Annotated in this window: 21 protein-coding genes; 8 read left to right on the forward strand and 13 right to left on the reverse strand. The window is 65.9% G+C overall.

Features of this window, described 5'->3' with window-relative positions; translation table 11 throughout:
• Nucleotides 1-414 (forward strand): SDR family oxidoreductase (locus EX20_RS22415; protein WP_034194831.1); only part of this gene is annotated, 414 nt, incomplete at its 5' end.
• Nucleotides 415-563: 149 nt separating this feature from the next.
• Here EX20_RS22415 and EX20_RS22420 read toward each other — a convergent pair.
• A complete protein-coding gene (locus tag EX20_RS22420) occupies nucleotides 564-1,763 on the reverse strand; it encodes an amino acid aminotransferase (RefSeq protein ID WP_014723338.1) in 1,200 nt (399 codons plus the stop codon).
• Nucleotides 1,764-2,021: 258 nt separating this feature from the next.
• On the opposite strand from EX20_RS22420, the gene uvrB reads away from it, so the two are divergent.
• The 5 genes from uvrB to EX20_RS22445 all read left to right on the forward strand — a co-directional run bounded on the left by uvrB (nucleotide 2,022) and on the right by EX20_RS22445 (nucleotide 7,579).
• Nucleotides 2,022-4,115, forward strand: coding sequence for an excinuclease ABC subunit UvrB (uvrB, locus tag EX20_RS22425; protein ID WP_011885498.1), 2,094 nt, complete (start codon nucleotides 2,022-2,024; stop codon nucleotides 4,113-4,115).
• 232 nt (nucleotides 4,116-4,347) lie between these two features.
• Nucleotides 4,348-4,899 carry an iron transporter gene (locus EX20_RS22430; protein ID WP_011885497.1) on the forward strand — a complete coding sequence of 184 codons (552 nt, stop codon included), beginning with the start codon at nucleotides 4,348-4,350 and terminating at the stop codon, nucleotides 4,897-4,899.
• Nucleotides 4,900-4,952: 53 nt separating this feature from the next.
• The gene (locus tag EX20_RS22435; protein WP_011885496.1) at nucleotides 4,953-5,285 is read left to right on the forward strand and encodes a cupredoxin domain-containing protein; all 333 of its coding nucleotides are present in this window, start codon (nucleotides 4,953-4,955) and stop codon (nucleotides 5,283-5,285) included.
• 57 nt (nucleotides 5,286-5,342) lie between these two features.
• Nucleotides 5,343-6,185, forward strand: a complete 843-nt coding sequence (locus tag EX20_RS22440; RefSeq protein WP_011885495.1) for an FTR1 family iron permease — start codon at nucleotides 5,343-5,345, stop codon at nucleotides 6,183-6,185.
• Nucleotides 6,182-7,579, forward strand: coding sequence for a 4Fe-4S binding protein (locus EX20_RS22445; RefSeq protein ID WP_034194832.1), 1,398 nt, complete (start codon nucleotides 6,182-6,184; stop codon nucleotides 7,577-7,579). Before EX20_RS22440 ends, EX20_RS22445 begins: the two co-directional genes overlap by 4 nt.
• A 318-nt stretch (nucleotides 7,580-7,897) precedes the next feature.
• Here EX20_RS22445 and hemP read toward each other — a convergent pair whose 3' ends face one another.
• The 3 genes from hemP to EX20_RS22460 all read right to left on the reverse strand — a co-directional run bounded on the left by hemP (nucleotide 7,898) and on the right by EX20_RS22460 (nucleotide 9,750).
• Nucleotides 7,898-8,143 (reverse strand): hemin uptake protein HemP, encoded by a 246-nt coding sequence (gene hemP / locus EX20_RS22450; RefSeq protein WP_011885493.1) that lies wholly within the window; start codon nucleotides 8,141-8,143, stop codon nucleotides 7,898-7,900.
• Nucleotides 8,144-8,294: 151 nt separating this feature from the next.
• Nucleotides 8,295-8,777: an SRPBCC family protein gene (locus EX20_RS22455; RefSeq protein WP_011885492.1), complete on the reverse strand. Its 483-nt coding sequence runs from the start codon at nucleotides 8,775-8,777 to the stop codon at nucleotides 8,295-8,297.
• Between the two features lie 100 nt (nucleotides 8,778-8,877).
• The gene (locus EX20_RS22460) at nucleotides 8,878-9,750 is read right to left on the reverse strand and encodes a pirin family protein (RefSeq protein WP_034194833.1); all 873 of its coding nucleotides are present in this window, start codon (nucleotides 9,748-9,750) and stop codon (nucleotides 8,878-8,880) included.
• Between the two features lie 122 nt (nucleotides 9,751-9,872).
• On the opposite strand from EX20_RS22460, the gene EX20_RS22465 reads away from it, so the two are divergent.
• Nucleotides 9,873-10,853: a LysR family transcriptional regulator gene (locus EX20_RS22465; protein WP_034194834.1), complete on the forward strand. Its 981-nt coding sequence runs from the start codon at nucleotides 9,873-9,875 to the stop codon at nucleotides 10,851-10,853.
• Nucleotides 10,854-11,225: 372 nt separating this feature from the next.
• Here the strand turns inward: EX20_RS22465 and EX20_RS22470 are convergent, their stop codons facing one another.
• From EX20_RS22470 to EX20_RS22510, 9 genes are all read right to left on the reverse strand, one after another.
• Nucleotides 11,226-11,654: an ExbD/TolR family protein gene (locus EX20_RS22470; protein ID WP_011885489.1), complete on the reverse strand. Its 429-nt coding sequence runs from the start codon at nucleotides 11,652-11,654 to the stop codon at nucleotides 11,226-11,228.
• A gap of 13 nt (nucleotides 11,655-11,667) precedes the next feature.
• A complete protein-coding gene (locus EX20_RS22475; protein WP_011885488.1) occupies nucleotides 11,668-12,399 on the reverse strand; it encodes a MotA/TolQ/ExbB proton channel family protein in 732 nt (243 codons plus the stop codon).
• 34 nt (nucleotides 12,400-12,433) lie between these two features.
• Nucleotides 12,434-13,174 carry an energy transducer TonB gene (locus EX20_RS22480; RefSeq protein ID WP_034194835.1) on the reverse strand — a complete coding sequence of 247 codons (741 nt, stop codon included), beginning with the start codon at nucleotides 13,172-13,174 and terminating at the stop codon, nucleotides 12,434-12,436.
• 217 nt (nucleotides 13,175-13,391) lie between these two features.
• Complete coding sequence (locus tag EX20_RS22485; protein WP_011885486.1) at nucleotides 13,392-13,628, reverse strand: (2Fe-2S)-binding protein; 237 nt, start codon at nucleotides 13,626-13,628, stop codon at nucleotides 13,392-13,394.
• A gap of 183 nt (nucleotides 13,629-13,811) precedes the next feature.
• Nucleotides 13,812-14,672 (reverse strand): glutamate racemase, encoded by an 861-nt coding sequence (murI, locus tag EX20_RS22490; protein WP_014723333.1) that lies wholly within the window; start codon nucleotides 14,670-14,672, stop codon nucleotides 13,812-13,814.
• Between the two features lie 37 nt (nucleotides 14,673-14,709).
• A complete protein-coding gene (gene bfr, locus EX20_RS22495) occupies nucleotides 14,710-15,186 on the reverse strand; it encodes a bacterioferritin (RefSeq protein WP_011885484.1) in 477 nt (158 codons plus the stop codon).
• 202 nt (nucleotides 15,187-15,388) lie between these two features.
• Nucleotides 15,389-16,912, reverse strand: a complete 1,524-nt coding sequence (locus tag EX20_RS22500) for a fumarate hydratase (RefSeq protein ID WP_034194836.1) — start codon at nucleotides 16,910-16,912, stop codon at nucleotides 15,389-15,391.
• A 42-nt stretch (nucleotides 16,913-16,954) separates the two neighbouring features.
• Nucleotides 16,955-17,536 (reverse strand): TIGR00645 family protein, encoded by a 582-nt coding sequence (locus tag EX20_RS22505; protein ID WP_011885482.1) that lies wholly within the window; start codon nucleotides 17,534-17,536, stop codon nucleotides 16,955-16,957.
• Nucleotides 17,537-17,658: 122 nt separating this feature from the next.
• Nucleotides 17,659-18,561, reverse strand: coding sequence for a DMT family transporter (locus tag EX20_RS22510; protein WP_034194837.1), 903 nt, complete (start codon nucleotides 18,559-18,561; stop codon nucleotides 17,659-17,661).
• 316 nt (nucleotides 18,562-18,877) lie between these two features.
• Between EX20_RS22510 and EX20_RS22515 the strand changes: the two genes are divergently transcribed.
• Nucleotides 18,878-19,254, forward strand: a 377-nt coding sequence (locus EX20_RS22515; RefSeq protein WP_034194838.1) for an acetyl-coenzyme A synthetase N-terminal domain-containing protein, incomplete at its 3' end; no start/stop codon positions are given.

The following is a 19,254-nucleotide window of genomic DNA, read 5'->3' on the forward strand; positions in this document are numbered from 1 at the left end:
GCGCTCAAGCACATGTACAAGGACGACCGCGGCGGCGTCGTGATCTACATGGGCTCGGTGCACTCGCACGAGGCGTCGCCGCTGAAGTCGGCGTACGTGACGGCCAAGCATGGGCTGCTGGGGCTCGCGCGCGTGCTGGCCAAGGAAGGCGCGAAGCACAACGTGCGCTCGCATGTGGTGTGTCCGGGCTTCGTGCGCACGCCGCTGGTCGACAAGCAGATTCCGGAGCAGGCGAAGGAGCTCGGCATCAGCGAAGAAGAAGTGGTGAAGAAGGTGATGCTCGGCAACACGGTGGACGGCGTGTTCACGACGGTGCAGGACGTCGCGCAGACGGTGCTGTTCCTGTCGGCATTCCCGAGCGCCGCGCTCACCGGCCAGTCGTTCGTCGTCAGCCACGGCTGGTTCATGCAGTGACGTGGCGGCCGCCACTGCGCGGGCCGTCGCGGCGCTCTCGCGCGCAGCGCATATGCAACGGCACAAAAAAACGCGCTCCATGGAGCGCGTTTTGCGTTTCGGCGCAGTCGGCAGCAGGCGGCGATGACGGCCGCCTTGCCGCCGCCGACTTACTTCAGCACCGCGGCGATGGCGTTCGCGACCGCGTCGAGGTTGCGCGTATTCAGCGCAGCCACGCAGATCCGGCCGGTGCCGACCGCGTAGATGCCGAATTCTTCGCGCAGACGATCGACTTGCGCCGACGTCAGTCCCGAATACGAGAACATCCCGCGTTGCGCGTTGATGAAGCTGAAGTCGCGCTCGACGCCGCTCGCCTTCAGGCGCTCGACGAGGCCGTTGCGCATCGCGCGGATGCGGTCGCGCATTTCGCCCAGTTCCTGCACCCACGATGCATGCAGTTCCGGCGATGCGAGCACCGCTGCGACGACGGCGCCGCCATGGGTCGGCGGGTTCGAGTAGTTGGTGCGGATCACGCGCTTGAGCTGCGACAGCACGCGCGTCGCTTCTTCCTTGCTCGACGTGATGATCGACAGCGCGCCGACGCGCTCGCCGTACAGCGAGAACGACTTCGAGAACGACGACGACACGAACGCGTTCAGGTCGGCGGCTGCGAACAGGCGCACGGCAGCCGCATCGGCGTCGATGCCGTCGCCGAAGCCTTGATACGCGATGTCGAGGAACGGCACGAGGTTGCGCGCCTTGACGACGTCGACGACCTGCTGCCATTGCGCTTCGGTCAGATCCACGCCGGTCGGGTTGTGGCAGCACGCATGCAGCACGACGATCGTGCCGGCCGCATAGCCGTTGAGCGCCGCCAGCATCGCTTCGAAGTTCACGCCGTGGGTCGCCGCGTCGTAGTACGGATATGCGACGACTTCGAAGCCGGCCGCTTCGAACAGCGCGCGGTGGTTTTCCCAGCTCGGATCGCTGATCGCGACCTTCACGTTCGGGTTCACGGTGCGCAGGAAATCGGCGCCGATCTTCAGCGCGCCCGTGCCGCCCAGCGCCTGCGCGGTGACCACGCGGCCTGCGGCGATCAGCGGCGAATCGTTGCCGAGCAGCAGCTTCTGCACGGCGGCGTCGTACGCGGCGATCCCGTCGATCGGCAGGTAACCGCGCGGCAGGCCCGCGTCGACACGCGCCTTCTCCGCTTCGCGAACCGCGCGCAGCAGCGGAATCTTGCCTTCTTCGTTCGTGTACACACCGACGCCGAGGTTGACCTTGGTCGGACGCGTATCGGCGTTGAAGGCTTCGTTCAGGCCCAGGATCGGGTCGCGGGGAGCAAGCTGGACAGCGGAGAAGAGCGACATGATGATTCGGCAGTAGTGAAAAGAGGGTCGGGCTTTCAGCCGGCGGGGCAGGCGCGGCGGACCGCGCGCCTGCGGCACGGCGCCGGAAAGCGCAGCAGCCCGATATTGTAGCGAATTCACGCTGGCCACGGCGGCGATTGCACCGCGTATCGCGATTTCGGACCCGGTTGGCGCGACCCCGCTCGTCAGGAGCCGTCAGCGGCCCGCGGCGCCGCGAAGCGCTAGAATGTTTTTTTGCCCACGCTCCGGCCGCACTCCATGTCCGAACATCACGCCGCAGTCGGCGACGCACTCGACGAATCGAAATTCGTGACCTTCGAAGGGTCGCCGTTCCAGCTGTACCAGCCGTATCCGCCCGCGGGCGACCAGCCGACCGCGATCGAGACGCTCGTGGAAGGCGTTCACGACGGGCTGTCGTTCCAGACGCTGCTCGGCGTGACCGGCTCGGGCAAGACCTTCACGATGGCCAACACGATCGCGCGGCTCGGCCGCCCGGCGATCGTGTTCGCGCCGAACAAGACGCTCGCGGCGCAGCTCTACGCCGAATTCCGCGAATTCTTCCCGCGCAACGCCGTCGAGTACTTCGTGTCGTACTACGACTATTACCAGCCGGAAGCGTACGTGCCGCAGCGCGACCTGTTCATCGAAAAGGACTCGTCGATCAACGAGCACATCGAGCAGATGCGGCTGTCGGCGACCAAGAGCCTGATGGAGCGCCGCGACGTGGTGATCGTCGCGACGGTGTCGGCGATCTACGGTATCGGCAACCCGTCCGAATATCACCAGATGATCCTGACGCTGCGCACCGGCGACAAGCTCGGGCAGCGCGACGTGATCGCGCGGCTGATCGCGATGCAGTACTCGCGCAACGAGCAGGACTTCCAGCGCGGCACGTTCCGCGTGCGCGGCGACACGATCGACATCTTCCCGGCCGAACATGCGGAGATGGCCGTGCGCGTCGAGCTGTTCGACGACGAGGTCGAGACGCTGCAACTGTTCGATCCGCTGACCGGCCGCGTGCGGCAGAAGATTCCGCGTTTCACCGTGTATCCGTCGTCGCACTACGTGACGCCGCGCGACACCGTGATGCGCGCGATCGAGACGATCAAGGACGAATTGCGCGAGCGCCTCGAGTTCTTCCACCGCGAAGGCAAGCTCGTCGAGGCGCAGCGGCTCGAGCAGCGCACGCGCTTCGACCTCGAGATGCTGCAGGAGCTGGGCTTCTGCAAGGGCATCGAGAACTACTCGCGGCACTTTTCCGGCGCGGCGCCCGGCGAGCCGCCGCCGACGCTCGTCGATTACCTGCCGCCCGACGCGCTGATGCTGCTCGACGAATCGCACGTGCTGATCGGCCAGCTGAACGGCATGTACAACGGCGACCGGGCGCGCAAGGAAAACCTCGTCAACTACGGCTTCCGGCTGCCGTCGGCGCTCGACAACCGGCCGCTCAAGTTCCCCGAGTTCGAGCGCAAGATGCGCCAGGTGGTGTTCGTATCCGCGACGCCGGCCGATTACGAGCAGCGCGTGACGGGCCAGATCGCCGAACAGGTCGTGCGCCCGACCGGGCTCGTCGATCCGGAGATCGAAGTGCGTCCGGCAAGCTCGCAGGTCGACGACGTGCTCACCGAGATCAACGCGCGCGTGAGCGCCGGCGAACGCGTGCTGATCACCGTGCTGACCAAGCGGATGGCCGAGCAGCTGACCGAATTCCTCGCCGATCACGGCGTGAAGGTGCGCTACCTGCACAGCGACATCGATACGGTCGAGCGCGTCGAGATCATCCGCGACCTGCGCCTCGGCACGTTTGACGTGCTGGTCGGCATCAACCTGCTGCGCGAGGGGCTCGACATTCCGGAAGTGTCGCTGGTCGCGATCCTCGACGCGGACAAGGAAGGCTTCCTGCGCGCGGAGCGCTCGCTGATCCAGACGATCGGCCGCGCGGCGCGCAACGTGAACGGCAAGGCGATCCTCTATGCCGACAACATGACCGAGTCGATGAAGCGCGCGATCGGCGAAACCGAGCGGCGTCGCGCGAAGCAGATCGCGCACAACGAGAAGATGGGCATCACGCCGCGCGGCGTCGTGAAGCGCATCAAGGACATCATCGACGGCGTGTACAACGCCGACGACGCACGCGCGGAGCTGAAGGAAGCGCAACAGCGCGCGAAGTTCGAGGACATGTCGGAAAAGCAGCTCGCGAAGGAAATCAAGCGGCTCGAAAAGCAGATGGCCGACTACGCGAAGAACCTCGAATTCGAAAAGGCCGCGGCGACCCGCGACCAGCTCGCGCTGCTGCGCGAGCGGGTGTTCGGCGCGAACGTGGGCGATCACGTGAATGGCGCGGGCCGGTAAATTCTTCTTCCTGACGTCTCTGAAATGCACCGAAACCTGTTGGTAACACCGTTGTAAGCCTTGTCGGATCAGGGGTTTACGCGGTGTCTCGTTTGTTCCGAAGCCGGTTCGGTGCTAAACTCCGCATGTATTGAGAATAGTTCGCATTAACGTTCTTCATTGCGTTAGTGTTCCTGGCGGACCCTCCGGGAGGACGGCCCGCCGCGTACCAGGCAAATAACAAGGAGTGTCCATGTTGGGTTCTTCGTTCATCCGCACGTCGGTTGCGGTAGCGGCGGCGCTTGCCGCGATGTCGGCCTCGGCGGCCGAGTACCCGATCGGCAAGCAGCAGATCCAGGGCGGCATGGAAATCGGCGCGGTGTATCTGCAGCCGATCACGATGGATCCGGAAGGGATGATGCGCAAGGCATCGGATTCCGACATCCACCTCGAGGCCGACATTCACGCGGTCAAGAACAACCCGACCGGCTTCGCGGAAGGCGACTGGATGCCGTACCTGCAGGTCACGTACAAGCTGACGAAGCAGGGCGACGCGAAGTGGAAGGCCGAAGGCGACCTGATGGGCATGGTCGCGAGCGACGGCCCGCACTACGGCGACAACGTGAAGCTGGCCGGCCCCGGCAAGTATCACCTGACGATGATCGTCAAGCCGCCGATGCAGTCCGGCCACATGGCGTTCGGCCGTCACGTCGACAAGGAAACGGGCGTGGGCGCGTGGTTCAAGCCGATCACGCTCGAATACGACTTCCCGTTCGCCGGCATCGGCAAGAAGGGCGGGTATTGACCGGTGGCATCACGGACGGCGCGCCCGCGCGCCGTCGACGTAGAGAACCCAGAATGAAATTTCCCCAGAAAATCGCCGCCGCAGCCGCCGCGCTGTGGCTCGCCGGCGCCGCGCATGCCGCAGATCTGCCGACCTTCAAGCTCGAGATGACGGACGGCAAGCTCAACCCGGCCCGCATCGAAGTGCCGGCCGGCCAGCGCTTCAAGATCGAGATCCGCAATACGGGCAAGGGCGCCGCCGAATTCGAGAGCGTGCAGTTGCGCAAGGAGAAGGTGCTCGCGCCGGGCGCCGATTCGTTCGTGGTGGTCGCGCCGCTGTCGCCGGGCGAGTACAAGTTTTTCGACGATTTCCACCAGCAGGCGCAGGGCGTGATCGTCGCGAAGTAATGCGTTTTATCTGATTGCGGGCATGCGAGTGCGTTGCCCGCGCGTCAGGAGGATTCAATGGGTCAGATCTTGTTCATCGTGTGGCGAGAGAGCGTCGAAGCGCTGCTCGTCGTCGGCATCCTCTATGCGTGGCTGAAGAACGGCGACGACGACGCGCGCCGCGGCCTGCCGTTTCTGTGGGCGGGCGTTGCCGTCGGGCTGCTGATGGCGGTCGGTCTCGGCGCCGCGCTCGTCGGCTTCACCGAAGTGCTGTCCGGCGACGCGCAGGATTACTTCCAGACCGCGATGGTGCTGATCGCGTGCGTGCTGATCGTGCAGATGGTGCTGTGGATGCGCCGGCACGGCCGCACGCTCAAGCGCGACATGGAGCAATCGTTGCAGCGCAGTACGCGCGACTCGAACTGGTGGGGCGTCGCGGTGCTGGTCGCACTCGCGATCGCACGCGAAGGCAGCGAGACGGTGATTTTCCTGTACGGGCTCGGCTTCGGTCAGTCGGGGCATGTGGACGGCAGCCAGATGCTCGCGGTGCTGATCGGCCTCGGCCTCGCGTTCCTCACGTTCTATCTGCTGCAACTCGGCGGCAAGTACTTCTCGTGGCGGCATTTCTTCCGCGTCACCGAAGTGATGCTGCTGTTCCTCGGCGCCGGCCTGTTCCAGACCGGGGTCGACAAGCTGATCGACAAGGAGATCCTGCCGCTCGGCATCTCGCAGCTGTGGGATACGTCGGCGATTCTCGACGATTCGGGCACGTTCGGCTCGCTGGTGGCGACGCTGACCGGCTATCGCGCGCATCCGGCGCTGACCAACCTGATCGCCTATGCGGTGTACTGGGCCGTGGTGTGGCTGCTGATGAAGCGCGCGAGCCGTCGCCCGGCCGTTCCCGCGGGTCGCGCAGCATGAGTGTGGTCGCCGCAGCGAAGCCGGGCCGCCTCGCGCAGGTCGGCCAGTGGATGCAGCGCCACGGCGCGGTGATCCGCGGCATACAGTGGGTCGTCGTCGCCGTCTATGCGTTCCTGATCATCGTGCCGGCCGTGCTGCCGTTGCCGGACGACTCCGCGCATCTGTGGAACAACCTCACGCTGATCGCGCAGTTCGTATTCTGGGGCATCTGGTGGCCGTTCGTGCTGCTGTCGATGGTGATGCTCGGCCGCGTCTGGTGCGGCGTGCTGTGCCCCGAAGGCGCGTTGACCGAATATGCGAGCAAGTTCGGCCGCGGCCGCGCGATTCCGCGCTGGATGCGGTGGGGCGGCTGGCCGTTCGTCGCGTTCGGGCTCACGACCATCTACGGGCAGATGGTCAGCGTCTACCAGTACCCGCTCGCGGTGCTGTTCGTGCTCGGCGGCTCGACCGTCGGCGCGATGGTGATCGGCCTGCTGTACGGCCGCGAAAAGCGCGTGTGGTGCAAGTACCTGTGTCCGGTGAACGGCGTGTTCGGTTTGCTGTCGCGGCTCGCGCCGATGCGCTACAAGGTCGACGAGGATGCGTGGCGCCGTTCGTACCGGAACGGCGAACACGGGCATCGCGTGATTCCGATCAACTGCGCGCCGCTGGTGCCGCTGCGCAACATGAAGGGCGCCGCCGGGTGCCATATGTGCGGCCGCTGCAGCGGCCATCGCGATGCGATCGCGCTGTCGTGGCGCGCGCCGTCTGACGAAGTCGTGAACCTCGGCGCGCAGCAGGCGAACCCGTGGGATACGGCGCTGATCCTGTACGGCCTGCTCGGCGTCGCGATCGGCGCGTTCCACTGGACCGTCAGCCCGTGGTTCGTGCAGATCAAGCAATGGCTCGCCGGCTGGCTGATCGATCGCGATATCACGTGGCCGCTCGAGACCAATGCACCGTGGTTCCTGCTCACGCACTATCCGGATCGCAACGACGTGTTCTCGTGGCTCGACGGTGGGCTGATCGTCAGCTACATCGTCGGCACGGGGCTCGTGTACGGCACCGCGCTGCTCCTGCTGCTGGGCGGCGCGACGCTGATGCTCGGCCGTTTCGATCGCGTGCGTCTGCATCATCTCGCGCAGGCGCTGATCCCGATCGCCGGAGCCGGCGTGTTTCTCGGCCTGTCGGCGACGACGCTGTCGCTGCTGCGGGCCGAACACGTGCCGCTCGACTGGGCGGCCGACGTGCGCATCGCGATCCTGGTGGCCGCGAATACGTGGAGCGCGTGGCTCGCATGGAAGGTCACGGGGCGCTATGCGCAAGGGCCGCGGCGCGTGGCCGCGTTCGCGTGGTTCGCGGTCGGCCTCGCGGTGGTCGACAGCGCGTGGTGGTTGATGTTCTGGGGATTCTGATGCGGCGTTGACGGCGTCGTCGCGGTGTAGTCTGCGATGCGTCGCGGCTGGTGTCCGCATCGCCGCGCAGTAGCCGGGCCGGCTCGATCGCCCACTGCCCATTCGCCTGCGTTTTCTCTGGCGCACAAATGAAAAGCGACACGTCCTTCGACGTGTCGCTTTTTTGTTGCCTCTGCGAGAACCAAAAAAAGTGGCTTGGCTTGCTGCAACGGCTGCTTGAGTAGGTTTGCACGAAGGGGTCTAGATCTCGCGTGCAAGCCGTTGCGCTGGCTAATGCCCAACACCTCTCAGGGAGGTGGTCCCCACAATACCCGGTTGCTACTTCGTCAGGATCAACTTGCCGAGCCGCGTGGCGCGAAGCTGATACGTCTCACCGTTATGCGCGATGCTGATGTGGCTGTGGCCTTGCAGCAGCGCATCGCTGTTCAGCGTGCGCGTGCCGCTGTCGCGGCTTGCTGCAGGCTTCGCGGACGTCGTGACCGCTGCCGTCTTCGGACGGTTGCCGCTTGCGGCGCCAGTGGTTCGGCGCAAGGTCAGCGTGGTCGGGCGCATGGTGTCGGTCATTCGGTTGATCGGTGACTGTCGATACGATGGAATGAATTCTAAATGATAATCATTCCCATTGAAAAGAACTCTTTCGCGATCGGGAAGGGTCGCTCGATAGACAAAGCCAAAGAGGCGGCCCGCAGGCCGCCGCACTCGATGAGCCGGTGAATCAGTGAAGCGGGTCGGGCGCCTTGCGGCCCTGCGCGTACTCGCGGATCAGGCGCACGGTGTCGATATCCGACGTGCGATACGCTTCCTTCACGATGCCGTGCGTCTGACGCGCTTCCTCGCTGTCGTCGGAGACGGTCAGCGTCGTCCGGTATTCGAAACGCAGGAACAGCTCGCGATCATCGCGTTCTTCGATCGTCATCGTCAGCGAGCCGCCGATTTCGCCGCTGGCCGCATGGATGTCGTAGCGCACCTGCTGATACGGCGTGAACGTCACGCGGTCGCGCACGGTCGCGTGGCCGTAGTGCAGTTCGCGCTCCAGCGTGGTTTCCGTGCGCTCGTGGACGACACAGCTGTCGAGGCCGATCACGAACAGCTGCGGCTGTTCGGCACGCAGCACGAGGCCTTCCCACAACTGGTCGCGGGTCAGGGACGGCACGGCCGGATCGTCGGAGTTGATCTGGATCAGATGTTCGAAGTTCAAGGGGACGGGTTCCTTCTGGTGGCCGGCGGCCACGTGGTTCAAGAAGTTATTGTGACGCAAAACGAATCGCTTCGCGGCGCCTGCGGCCCGTCGCGCGGTGTCACGCGTGAATCGTGCCCATCCGGCCCGTCTGGTAATCGACGACGGCCTGGCGGATCTCTTCTTCGGTGTTCATCACGAACGGGCCGTAGCGCACGATCGGCTCGTTGAGCGGGACGCCGCCGATCAGCAGCAGCTCGAGCGGCGTGTCGCCGGCCTCGAATGTGACCGCGTCGCCGTCGTCGCCGTAGACGATCATGTGCCGCGCCTCGACCGGCCGCCGCTCGGGGCCGTAGCGGCCCGTGCCTTCGAGCGCATAGGCGAACACGCGATAGCCTGCCGGCACCGGCTGCGCGACGGTGGCGCCCGGTTGCAGCGTGAAATGCTGATACAGGATCGGCGTGCGCGTTTCGATCGCCGCGCGCACGCCCAGCGCTTCGCCGGCGATCACGCGCACTTCCACACGACCGTCCGGCGACTTCGCGCGCGGAATGCGATCTGCGGCGATTTCCTGGTAGCGCGGCGCGATCAGCTTGTCGCGCCGTGGCAGATTGACCCACAGCTGGAAGCCGTGCGAGCGCCCGCCCGTTTGCACGAACGCGGGGTCCGGCATTTCGCTGTGGACGACGCCGGCGCCGGCCGTCATCCACTGCACGTCGCCGGGCCCGAGCGTGCCGGCATGGCCGGCCGAATCGCGGTGGCGAAAGCGCCCGTCGAGCACGTAGGTGACGGTTTCGAAGCCGCGATGCGGATGGTCGGGCGCGCCCTTGGCCTCGCCGGGCGCGTAGTCGACGGGCCCCATCTCGTCGAGCAAGAGGAACGGATCGAAATCCATCAGCAGGCGTGTCGGGAACGGGCGGTGGACCACGAAGCCACCGCCTTCGGTCGTGCGAAGCGCGGGGTAGGTGCGGTCGAGCAAACGAGCGGTCGTCATGCAGTAGCCCTCGGTGATATCGGAATAGCGTTATTTTTGAAACATAGCGCTATTATATTGGGCGTTTTCCGGTCCGATTTGCGGTGCTCCGCAATGGATTGTTCTGAAATTGGAACGATGACATGAACATCGATGCACACAACCTGAACGACCTCATGTACTTCTCGCAGGTCGTCGAGCATGGCGGCTTCTCGGCCGCGGAACGCGTGCTCGGTATCTCCAAATCGCGCCTGTCGCGACGGCTGACGGAACTCGAGGCCGCGCTCGGCGTGCGGCTGCTGCAGCGTTCGACGCGCAAGCTCGCGCTGACCGAGGCCGGCGAGCTGTTCTACCAGCATTGTCAGGCCATGCTGGCCGAAGCGCAGGCGGCGATGAACGCGGTGCAGCAGCTGCGCGCGTCGCCGCGCGGGTCGGTGCGCGTGAGCGTGCCCGTCACGCTGTCGCAGACAATGCTGTCGCGCATCCTCCCTGAATTCCTGCACCGCTATCCGGAGGTGAAGGTGCACATCCGCGTGACGAATCGCGTGATCGACCTGTTCGAGGATTCGATCGACGTCGCGTTGCGCGTGCGCTCGGAGCCGCCGCAGAACGCGAATATCGTCGTGCGGCCGTTGTGGCGCACCGAGCAGATGCTGGTCGGCGCGCCGAGCCTGCTCAGCCAGCACGCGCCGCCGCTCGTGCCGGCCGATCTCGCGCGCTTCGAGACGCTCGATACGCCGAGCGTGGACGGGCGGCACGTGTTCACGCTGATCGCGCCGGACGGCACGCGCCACCTGCACGAACACGACCCGCGGCTCGTCACGGCCGACCTGATGACGATCCGCGAGGCCGTGCTCGACGGCCTCGGCATCGCGGCGTTGCCCGAGATGATGTACGGCAATGCGTTGCGCGCCGGGCAGCTGTCGCCGGTGATGCCGGGCTGGACGCTGCCGGTGCCGCAACTCTATGCGGTGTTCGTGTCGCGGCAGGGCATGCCGCCGGCGGTGCGCGCTTTCGTCGACTACCTGGTGGAGAAGCTCGACCACGGCGAATACAAGCAGCCCGGTTGCCCCGAACGTGCGAAGCAGGAAGCGGCAGCGGCGGCCGCCGTTACGGCCCAGTGAAGCCAGCACGCCGCGCGCCGGCAAATTTGTTTTGTCATTGAAGCGCGGGCTGCAATCGCAAAGTTCAATCGGCGGGTTCTTGAATGCGTGCGCGGGCCGGCCTATATTGAAATCCCATTTCGCGAAGGAGGTTCTGAGCGGAATCCGGTGGCCGCATATGTTGCGAGCCAGATAGGGCAGAGAAGCGCAGTCCGTGCAGACCACGGTAGCCGCATTTGCGTTGCTCGAGGCGTAACCGATACCGCCGAAGAGCCCGCCGCCCGAAGGCGCCCGCGTGCGCATGAAAAAAGGCCTTCATCTGGCGATGAAGGCCTTTTACTTTGTGGCGGACCAGTCAGGTACGGGCGCGCGTGCCGGCCCGCGCGCGCCGCGTCACTTCGCTTTGGCGGCCGGCACCGTCACGAAGCCGAGTTTCGTCAGGCCGCCGGCCTGCGCATCGGACATCACTTCGGCCACCCGTTCGTAGGCCACCTTGCGATCGGCGCGCAGATGCAGCTCCGGCTGCGGCTGATGCTTCGCCGCTTCCGCGATATGCGCCTGCAATTGCTCGCGCGTGACCGTCTGGTCGTTCCACAGGATCGTGCCGTTGCCCTGGATCGCGACGTCGACCGTCTGCGGCTTTTCGTCGACGGGCTGGCTGCTCGCGTGCGGCAGGTCGATCTTCACCGCGTGCTGCATGGCCGGGATCGTCACGAGGAAAATGATCAGCAGAACGAGCATCACGTCGACGAGCGGTGTCATGTTGATCTCGCTCATCACGCCATCGTCGTCGTCGTCGCTGAAGCCGGTGTTCATTGCCATGGTCGACCTCGTCTCAGCTTGCGCGCGTCGCGAGGCGCAGGCCGTCGCGCGGCGACGACGAGGCGAGGCGCGCGCCCGTCACGAAGTAGGCGTGCAGCCCGTGCGCGAAGCGGCGCAGCTTGCTGGCGATACCCTTGTTCGCGCGCGTCAGCGCGTTGTAGCCGAGCACCGCCGGAATCGCGACGAACAGGCCGAAGGCCGTCATTATCAGCGATTCGCCGACGGGGCCCGCGACCTGGTCGATCGACGTCTGGCCGGTCGCGCCGATCGCGAGCAGCGCGTGATAGATGCCCCACACCGTGCCGAACAGGCCGACGAACGGCGCCGTGCTGCCGATCGACGCGAGAATCGCGAGGCCGGCCTGCATCCGCGAAATGCCTTCGTCCATCGTGTCCTTCAGGCAGCGCGTGACCCAGTCCGACACGTCCATGCGGTCGTGCAGGTGCGGCTGCGTCTGATGGTGGTGGTCGGCCGCTTCCTTGCCCGACAGCGCGAGCGCGAGGAACGGGTTGTCGCCCGGCGTCGATGCGGTGAGACCGAGCTTCTTGATGCCGTCGTCGAAGTCGTCCGAATGCCAGAACGCCTGCTCGGCATTCTTCGTCAGCCGGTTCAGGCGAATCACGTTCCAGCCCTTGACGACGATCACGATCCACGACAGGACCGACATCACGAGCAGCGTGATCGCGATGGCGCGTGTGACGAAATCACCTTGCGCCCAGACGTGCGCGATACCGTAGCTTTGCATTTTTGTTTCCTTTGAATCTTCCGGATAAGGCAGGTTAGTCGGTGAGCCCGAAGTTGTAGGGCTGCGTGCGGGCGGCGCGGATCGCCTGCCCGTTCTCGATGTAGGGGCGGCAGGTCGTCGCGCGCATCGCGTCGAGGGCGGCATCGTCGAGGCGCGGATAGCCGCTGCTCTTCTGCAGTTCGACGCTTTCGATCTTGCCGGTCACGCCGACCACGAAATGAACATAGGCGGTACCCGCTTCGCCGCGACGACGCGACATCGACGGATAGTCGGGCTTCACGAAGTTGCACTGTAGCGCCGCCACGTTCTTCGGCGCGCTGACCTGCATCGTTTCGCGGGCGGGAGCCGGCGTCGCGGCCGGTGCCGCCGGTGCCACGGCCGCGGGCGCTGCCGGTGCGGGCGTCGGGTCGGCTGCCGGGGCAGGCATCGGCGACGGCGCGGGCGACGGTGCGAGCGGCTGCGGCGTCGGCTTCGCCGCCTTCTGCACGGGCTTCGGTTCGGCCTTCGGCTTCACGCGCGGCACGGGCTTCGGCGGCGCGGGCTGCGCGATCGATTCGGCGGCGACCTGCTGTGCGATCGGCTCCGGCGGGATGAGCTGCGCGGTGATCGACTGGACTTCGACGGATTTCGGCGGTGGCGCGCTGCGATGGAGCCACGCGGCCGTCAGCATGAGCGCGTGTGCGGCGAGCACACCGATCGCGACGGTGATGACCCGGGGATTCATACGTGATGCAGCCGGCATGACGCCGGCAGGAGCGGATTGCGAAGCCTGCATGTTAGCTTGAAAGAACGATGTCGCACCCTGGGCGCGGCGGGCGGGGCGGCATCATTTGCGGAAGATCAGCAGCGAGATGCACACGGTAGTCACGAATCCGATCAGCAATTCCATCACAGGCTCCTTCGCAGGTAAGCCGCTGGCTCGCACGGACGGTGGCTGGCTGACGGTCGAAACAAAAAATGCGGCCGCGGCCGCATGGGCATACCGGCGCCGCTCAGGCGGCCTTGCGATCGTAGAACGTCACCGGGATCGGGTGAGCGTGGTGTTCGACACCGCACCGGCTCGCACAGACGCCTTGCTCGGCCATCAGGTCGCGTACGGACTCCTCGCACTTGCCGCAGCACGTGGCCACGCCGAGTTCGAACTGGAGTTCATCGAAAGAACTCACGCCCTCGGCGAGGGACGCGCGGATCTTGCGATCGGAGACGGACTTGCACACGCAGACGATCATGATGAGTTGCGATAGCTAACGGTAATGCGAATTATTATCATTAAATTTATGCGGGTTGACAAGGGCGGTGCGGGCTTTTTTTAAGACCATCGGACCCCTCAAACGCGCGGCGGGGCGGCGTGCGTAGGCAGCAGGCGGCGAGAGGCAGGCAGGAAGCGAAAGCCGACGGGCGACCGCGGTGCGTCAAACGGTCGCGCAGTCGCGCGCGTTCGGTGACGCAATGGTGACGGTCTCGACGGGCACGTCGAGGCCAAGCAGCGTCGACGCCAGTGCGCGCAATTGCACGCCGTCGCTGGTCGAGCAGAAGCGCGGCGGCGCGGCGGGCGCGCCGGTCGGCGCGCGCAGCCCGCGCTCGTCGAGCACGCGGGCGAGTTGCCGCGCGATCGCGTCGCTCGTGTCGACGATCGTCAGGCGATCGCCGACGAGGTCGCGAATCGCCGCCGTGAAGAATGGGTAATGCGTGCAGCCGAGCACGAGCGTGTCGGCGCCCGCGTCGATCATCGGTTGCAGGTAGCGTTCGAGCAACGCGCGCAAGGCGGGGGAATTCGTGTCGCCGCGCTCGATCGCCTCGACGAGCCCGTGGCCCGGCTGGCAGATGAAGCGTCGGCCGGCGCCGTAGCGATCGAGCAGCGCCTGAAAGCGCGGGCTGTTCAGCGTCGATTGGGTGGCAAGCACGCCGGCGACGCCGGTCGCGGACACCGCGGCGGCCGGCTTGATGCCCGGCTCGACGCCGACGAGCGGGATCGACAGCCGTTCGCGGACGGCCGCGATCGCGCGTGCCGTGGCCGTGTTGCATGCGACGACGAGCGCTTTCGCTCCGTCGCGCGCGAGCCATTCGCAGATCGCCAGCGTGCGCTCCGTGATGAACGCCTCGTCGCGCGGGCCGTACGGCGCATGGCGCGAGTCGGCGACGTAGACGAACGATTCGCCGGGCAGCTGCGCGCGCACGGCGCGCAGCACCGACAGCCCGCCGAGCCCCGAATCGAAGATGCCGATCGGCGCGGTGGGGCGGGCTGCGGAAGCGGTGGAACGGTTCGTCGTCATGCGCGGGCGAAGCGGGCGATCCTGGCGAGCGTGCCGGTTACTCCGGCGAGCCCATCATCGTCTGCTGATAGTTCTGCAGGCCGACCTTGCCGATCAGGTCGATCTGCGTTTCGAGCCAGTCGATATGCTCTTCGGTGTCGTCGAGGATCTTTTCGAAGATCTCGCGCGATACGTAATCACGCACCGATTCGCAGTAGGCGATCGCCTCCTTGCACGTCGCCTGCGAGATCTGCTCGAGCTTCAGGTCGCACTTCAGGATCTCTTCGGTTTCCTCGCCGACCAGCAGCTTGTGCAGGTCCTGCAGATTCGGCAGGCCGTCGAGCATGAACACGCGCTCGATCAGCCAGTCGGCGTGCTTCATTTCGCCGATCGATTCGTCGTATTCGTGCTTGCCGAGCTTTTCGAGGCCCCAGTGCTTGTACATGCGCGCATGCAGGAAGTACTGGTTGATCGCGGTGAGTTCGTTCTTCAGTTGGGCGTTCAGATATTCGATGACTTTCTTGTCGCCTTGCATGGCTGTTCCTTGATCGGTGGGGCTTCAGAAACCGAACGATAATCGCTCGAACGGGAAAAGCCAAGCGTCGAAGCCTGGCCGCGGCTGGCCATTGCACGCGATGCGCGGCGGCCGTCGCGCGCGTGCCGCGGCCGATGTCGGCCACGACAAGTAAAAAGGCCGGACTCGCGTCCGGCCTTGCGCGCAAGCGGGTTCGCGCCGCTTAAGCGGTTGCGACCGGGATCTTGCCGATCTTCGCCTGCCATTCCTTCGGACCGGTCTGGTGCACCGACGTGCCCGACGAATCGACCGCCACCGTCACCGGCATGTCCTGCACGTCGAACTCGTAGATCGCTTCCATGCCGAGGTCTTCGAATGCGAGCACCTTCGCGCCGCGGATCGCCTTCGACACCAGGTATGCCGCGCCGCCGACCGCCATCAGGTACGCGGCCTTGTGCTTCTTGATCGCGTCGATCGCGACCGGGCCGCGTTCCGCCTTGCCGACCATCGAGATCAGGCCCGTCTGCGCGAGCATCATCTCGGTGAACTTGTCCATCCGCGTGGCCGTCGTCGGGCCGGCCGGGCCGACCACTTCGTCACGCACCGGATCGACCGGACCGACGTAATAGATCACGCGGTTGGTGAAGTCGACCGGCAGCTTCTCGCCCTTCGCGAGCATGTCGGCGATGCGCTTGTGCGCAGCGTCGCGGCCCGTGAGCATCTTGCCCGACAGCAGCAGCGTCTGGCCCGGCGTCCAGCTCGCGACTTCTTCCGGCGTCAGCGTGTTCAGGTCGACGCGCTTGCTCGTCTCGGTGTTCGGTTCCCACTGGACCTTCGGCCATGCGTCGAGCGACGGCGCTTCGAGCTTCGCCGCGCCCGAGCCGTCGAGCACGAAGTGCGCGTGGCGCGTCGCCGCGCAGTTCGGGATCAGGGCGACCGGCTTCGACGCCGCGTGCGTCGGCGCGGCCATGATCTTCACGTCGAGCACGGTCGCCAGGCCGCCGAGGCCCTGTGCGCCGATGCCGAGCGCGTTGACCTTCTCGTGCAGCTCGACACGCAGTTCCTCGATCCAGTCCTTCGGGCCGCGCGCGATGATTTCCTGGATGTCGATCGGCTCCATCAGCGATTCCTTCGCCATCAGCATCGCCTTTTCGGCGGTGCCGCCGATGCCGATCCCGAGCATGCCCGGCGGGCACCAGCCCGCGCCCATCGTCGGGACCGTCTTCAGCACCCAGTCGACGATCGAATCGGACGGGTTCAGCATCACGAACTTCGACTTGTTCTCCGAGCCGCCGCCCTTCGCCGCCACCTGCACGTCGACCTTGTCGCCCGGCACGATCTCGTAGTGGATCACGGCCGGCGTGTTGTCCTTGGTGTTCTTGCGGGCGCCTTCCGGCGGATTGACGATCGACGCGCGCAGGACGTTGTCCGGGTGCGTGTAACCGCGGCGCACGCCTTCGTTGATCATGTCGGTGACGCTCATCGTCGCGCCGTCCCAGCGCACGTCCATGCCGACCTTCACGAAGACCGTCACGATGCCGGTGTCCTGGCAGATCGGGCGCTTGCCTTCCGCGCACATGCGGCTGTTCGTGAGGATCTGCGCGATCGCGTCCTTCGCGGCCGGGCTCTGCTCGAGCTCGTACGCGCGGCCGAGCGCCTGGATGTAGTCGAGCGGGTGGTAGTAGCTGATGTACTGCAGCGAATCCGCGATGCTCTGGATCAGGTCTTCCTGTTTGATGACGGTCATGGCTGAGACTCTGTGGGACAGTGGGGAATGCATGGGCGGCCGTCAGGCCGCCGGTCGGGACGCCGCTGACGCGTGCGCCTCGTGGAAATGGGCCGGGTGCGTGTGCGTCGTCAGGCGGTCGACCCACGCCATCACGAGCGCCGACACCAGGAACGACAGGTGGATGAGTACCTGCCACATGATCGCGTGCGTCGTGTGCTGATCGGGATTGATGAAGGTCTTCAGCAGGTGGATCGACGAGATGCTGATCAGCGCCATCGACAGCTTGACCTTCAGCACGCCGGCGTTCACGTGGTCGAGCCACTCGGGCTCGTCGGGATGGCCTTCGATGCCCAGGCGCGACACGAACGTTTCGTAGCCGCCGACGATCACCATGATCAGCAGGTTCGAGATCATCACCACGTCGATCAGGCCGAGCACCGCGAGCATCACGGTGACCTCGTCGAGGCCGCTCGCGTGCGACAGCAGGTGCCAGACTTCCTTCAGGAACAGGAACACATAGATGCCCTGCGCGACGATCAGACCCAGATAAAGCGGAACCTGGAGCCAGCGGCTCATGAAGATCAGCGCGGGCAGCGGGCGCAGCGAGCGGCGGCCGGGGCCGGGCGAATGCGGGGCGGACATGGTGGCGGTGCGGGCGCGGGGCGCAGGTATCGGGGGTAACGATGAAACGCGATGAAACGGCGCGCTATTGTAACGCGTTGGCCGGCGCGGTTGCAGCGACGCGCCGACGGGGCGGGGACGGATCAGGCCGCGGCGCTCGGCGCGCGCTTCACGCGCAGGCTCGCGAGCACGATTCCGGTGACGACGCATGCGAGCGCGACGCCGTGCGCGAGCGTCGGGCGCTCGCCGAGGAACGCGATCCCGTAGGCGGCGGCCGCGACCGGCAGCACCGCGCTGAACACGCCCGCGAGGCTGCCCGGCACGTGGCGGATGCCCTTCATCCACAGCCAGAACGAGAAGATGCTGGCCGACAGCCCGTACCAGACGACGAGCCCCCACGTGCCGGCCGGCACGCTCGCATAATCGAAATGCCACAGCGCGCCGGCGCCGAGCGGCAGCATCAGGAACAGGCCGAACAGGTGCGTGTAGGCGCAGATGTCGATCGGCGCGAGCGTCTGCGTGAGCCGACGCGACAGGATCACGTAGATCGATTCGCAGCACACCGCGCCGAGCATCAGCAGGTTGCCGGTGAGCGAGCCGGCGGAGGCGCTGCCTGCGTTGCCGGTGTTGCCGTTCGCGAGGTTGATCGTCACGACGCCGGCGATGGCGAGCGCGATCGATACGAGCGCACGGCCGTTCGGTTTTTCGCGCAGGATCAGCCAGGCGAACAGCGCGACGATCGCGGGAATCGTGCTGGTGATCACGCCGGCGGCGACCGCGCTCGTGCGCTGCACGCCGTTGAGCATCAGCAGCGTGAACATGAAGGTGCCGAAGAATGCCTGCAGAAACAGGTTCAGCCATTCGGCGCGGCGCACCGCGCGCATCTTCACGGGGCTGAACAGCGGCCACAGCACGGCGATCGCGATCACGAAGCGCAGCGTGGCGAGAATGGCGACCGGAACGAACACGACGATGGATTTGCCGATACCGACGTTGCTGCCGACGAGCAGCATCGACAGGATCAGGAAGAAGGCGTAGCGATTCAAGCTGGAGTCCGGGGGGCGAGTTCAGTTAGGATTGTAGGGTCGCGTTTGTAACAGCGTAAAGCGGCCGTCCGCTACGCAGTGCACGTGTGTGCTGCGCACGGCCGCGTAAGTGATGGGTAAGTTCGAACGCTTATCGTGGAAACCGCCGGGCTGCACGCGCGTCGCCGTTTGACGTGGTGCGGCGCAGCATCGTGCGCAGCCTCCTCCGGGCCGCGCGCGGGTGAGTGGGAGACAGCGGCGCGCAAGCGCCGGCCAAGACGCGGCGCGCACGATCGCGCCGCCATGCAGAGGATTCATGTTCACCAAGGGGTAGTCGATGTCTGCGATTGAATCGGTTCTTCACGAAACCCGTCAGTTTGCGCCGCCCGCGGCGCTCGAGAAGACGGCGACCATTTCCGGCATGCCGGCCTACCGCGCGCTCGTCGCCGAGGCCGAGCAGGACTACGAGGGCTTCTGGGCGCGTCTCGCGCGCGAGAACCTGAGCTGGCACAAGCCGTTCACCAAGGTGCTCGACGAGAGCAACGCGCCGTTCTGCACGTGGTTCGACGACGGCGAGCTCAACGCGTCGTACAACTGCCTCGACCGTCACGTCGAAGCCGGCAACGGCCAGCGCGTCGCCGTGATCTTCGAGGCCGACGACGGCACCGTCACGCGCGTCACCTACGCCGAGCTGCTCGCGCGCGTGTCGCGCTT

The sequence above is a fragment of the Burkholderia sp. WP42 genome, assembly GCF_000745665.1.
GTDB lineage: Bacteria > Pseudomonadota > Gammaproteobacteria > Burkholderiales > Burkholderiaceae > Burkholderia > Burkholderia vietnamiensis.

Bases quoted from the DNA above. Each gene is read 5' to 3' on its own strand.
- EX20_RS22420 (WP_014723338.1), bottom strand. From the start codon at position 1,763: ATGTCGCTCTTCTCCGCTGTCCAGCTTGCTCCCCGCGACCCGATCCTG.
- uvrB (WP_011885498.1), top strand. From the start codon at position 2,022: ATGTCCGAACATCACGCCGCAGTCGGCGACGCACTCGACGAATCGAAA.
- EX20_RS22430 (WP_011885497.1), top strand. From the start codon at position 4,348: ATGTTGGGTTCTTCGTTCATCCGCACGTCGGTTGCGGTAGCGGCGGCG.
- EX20_RS22435 (WP_011885496.1), top strand. From the start codon at position 4,953: ATGAAATTTCCCCAGAAAATCGCCGCCGCAGCCGCCGCGCTGTGGCTC.
- EX20_RS22440 (WP_011885495.1), top strand. From the start codon at position 5,343: ATGGGTCAGATCTTGTTCATCGTGTGGCGAGAGAGCGTCGAAGCGCTG.
- EX20_RS22445 (WP_034194832.1), top strand. From the start codon at position 6,182: ATGAGTGTGGTCGCCGCAGCGAAGCCGGGCCGCCTCGCGCAGGTCGGC.
- hemP (WP_011885493.1), bottom strand. From the start codon at position 8,143: ATGACCGACACCATGCGCCCGACCACGCTGACCTTGCGCCGAACCACT.
- EX20_RS22460 (WP_034194833.1), bottom strand. From the start codon at position 9,750: ATGACGACCGCTCGTTTGCTCGACCGCACCTACCCCGCGCTTCGCACG.
- EX20_RS22465 (WP_034194834.1), top strand. From the start codon at position 9,873: ATGAACATCGATGCACACAACCTGAACGACCTCATGTACTTCTCGCAG.
- EX20_RS22470 (WP_011885489.1), bottom strand. From the start codon at position 11,654: ATGGCAATGAACACCGGCTTCAGCGACGACGACGACGATGGCGTGATG.
- EX20_RS22475 (WP_011885488.1), bottom strand. From the start codon at position 12,399: ATGCAAAGCTACGGTATCGCGCACGTCTGGGCGCAAGGTGATTTCGTC.
- EX20_RS22480 (WP_034194835.1), bottom strand. From the start codon at position 13,174: ATGCAGGCTTCGCAATCCGCTCCTGCCGGCGTCATGCCGGCTGCATCA.
- EX20_RS22485 (WP_011885486.1), bottom strand. From the start codon at position 13,628: ATGATCGTCTGCGTGTGCAAGTCCGTCTCCGATCGCAAGATCCGCGCG.
- murI (WP_014723333.1), bottom strand. From the start codon at position 14,672: ATGACGACGAACCGTTCCACCGCTTCCGCAGCCCGCCCCACCGCGCCG.
- bfr (WP_011885484.1), bottom strand. From the start codon at position 15,186: ATGCAAGGCGACAAGAAAGTCATCGAATATCTGAACGCCCAACTGAAG.
- EX20_RS22500 (WP_034194836.1), bottom strand. From the start codon at position 16,912: ATGACCGTCATCAAACAGGAAGACCTGATCCAGAGCATCGCGGATTCG.
- EX20_RS22505 (WP_011885482.1), bottom strand. From the start codon at position 17,536: ATGTCCGCCCCGCATTCGCCCGGCCCCGGCCGCCGCTCGCTGCGCCCG.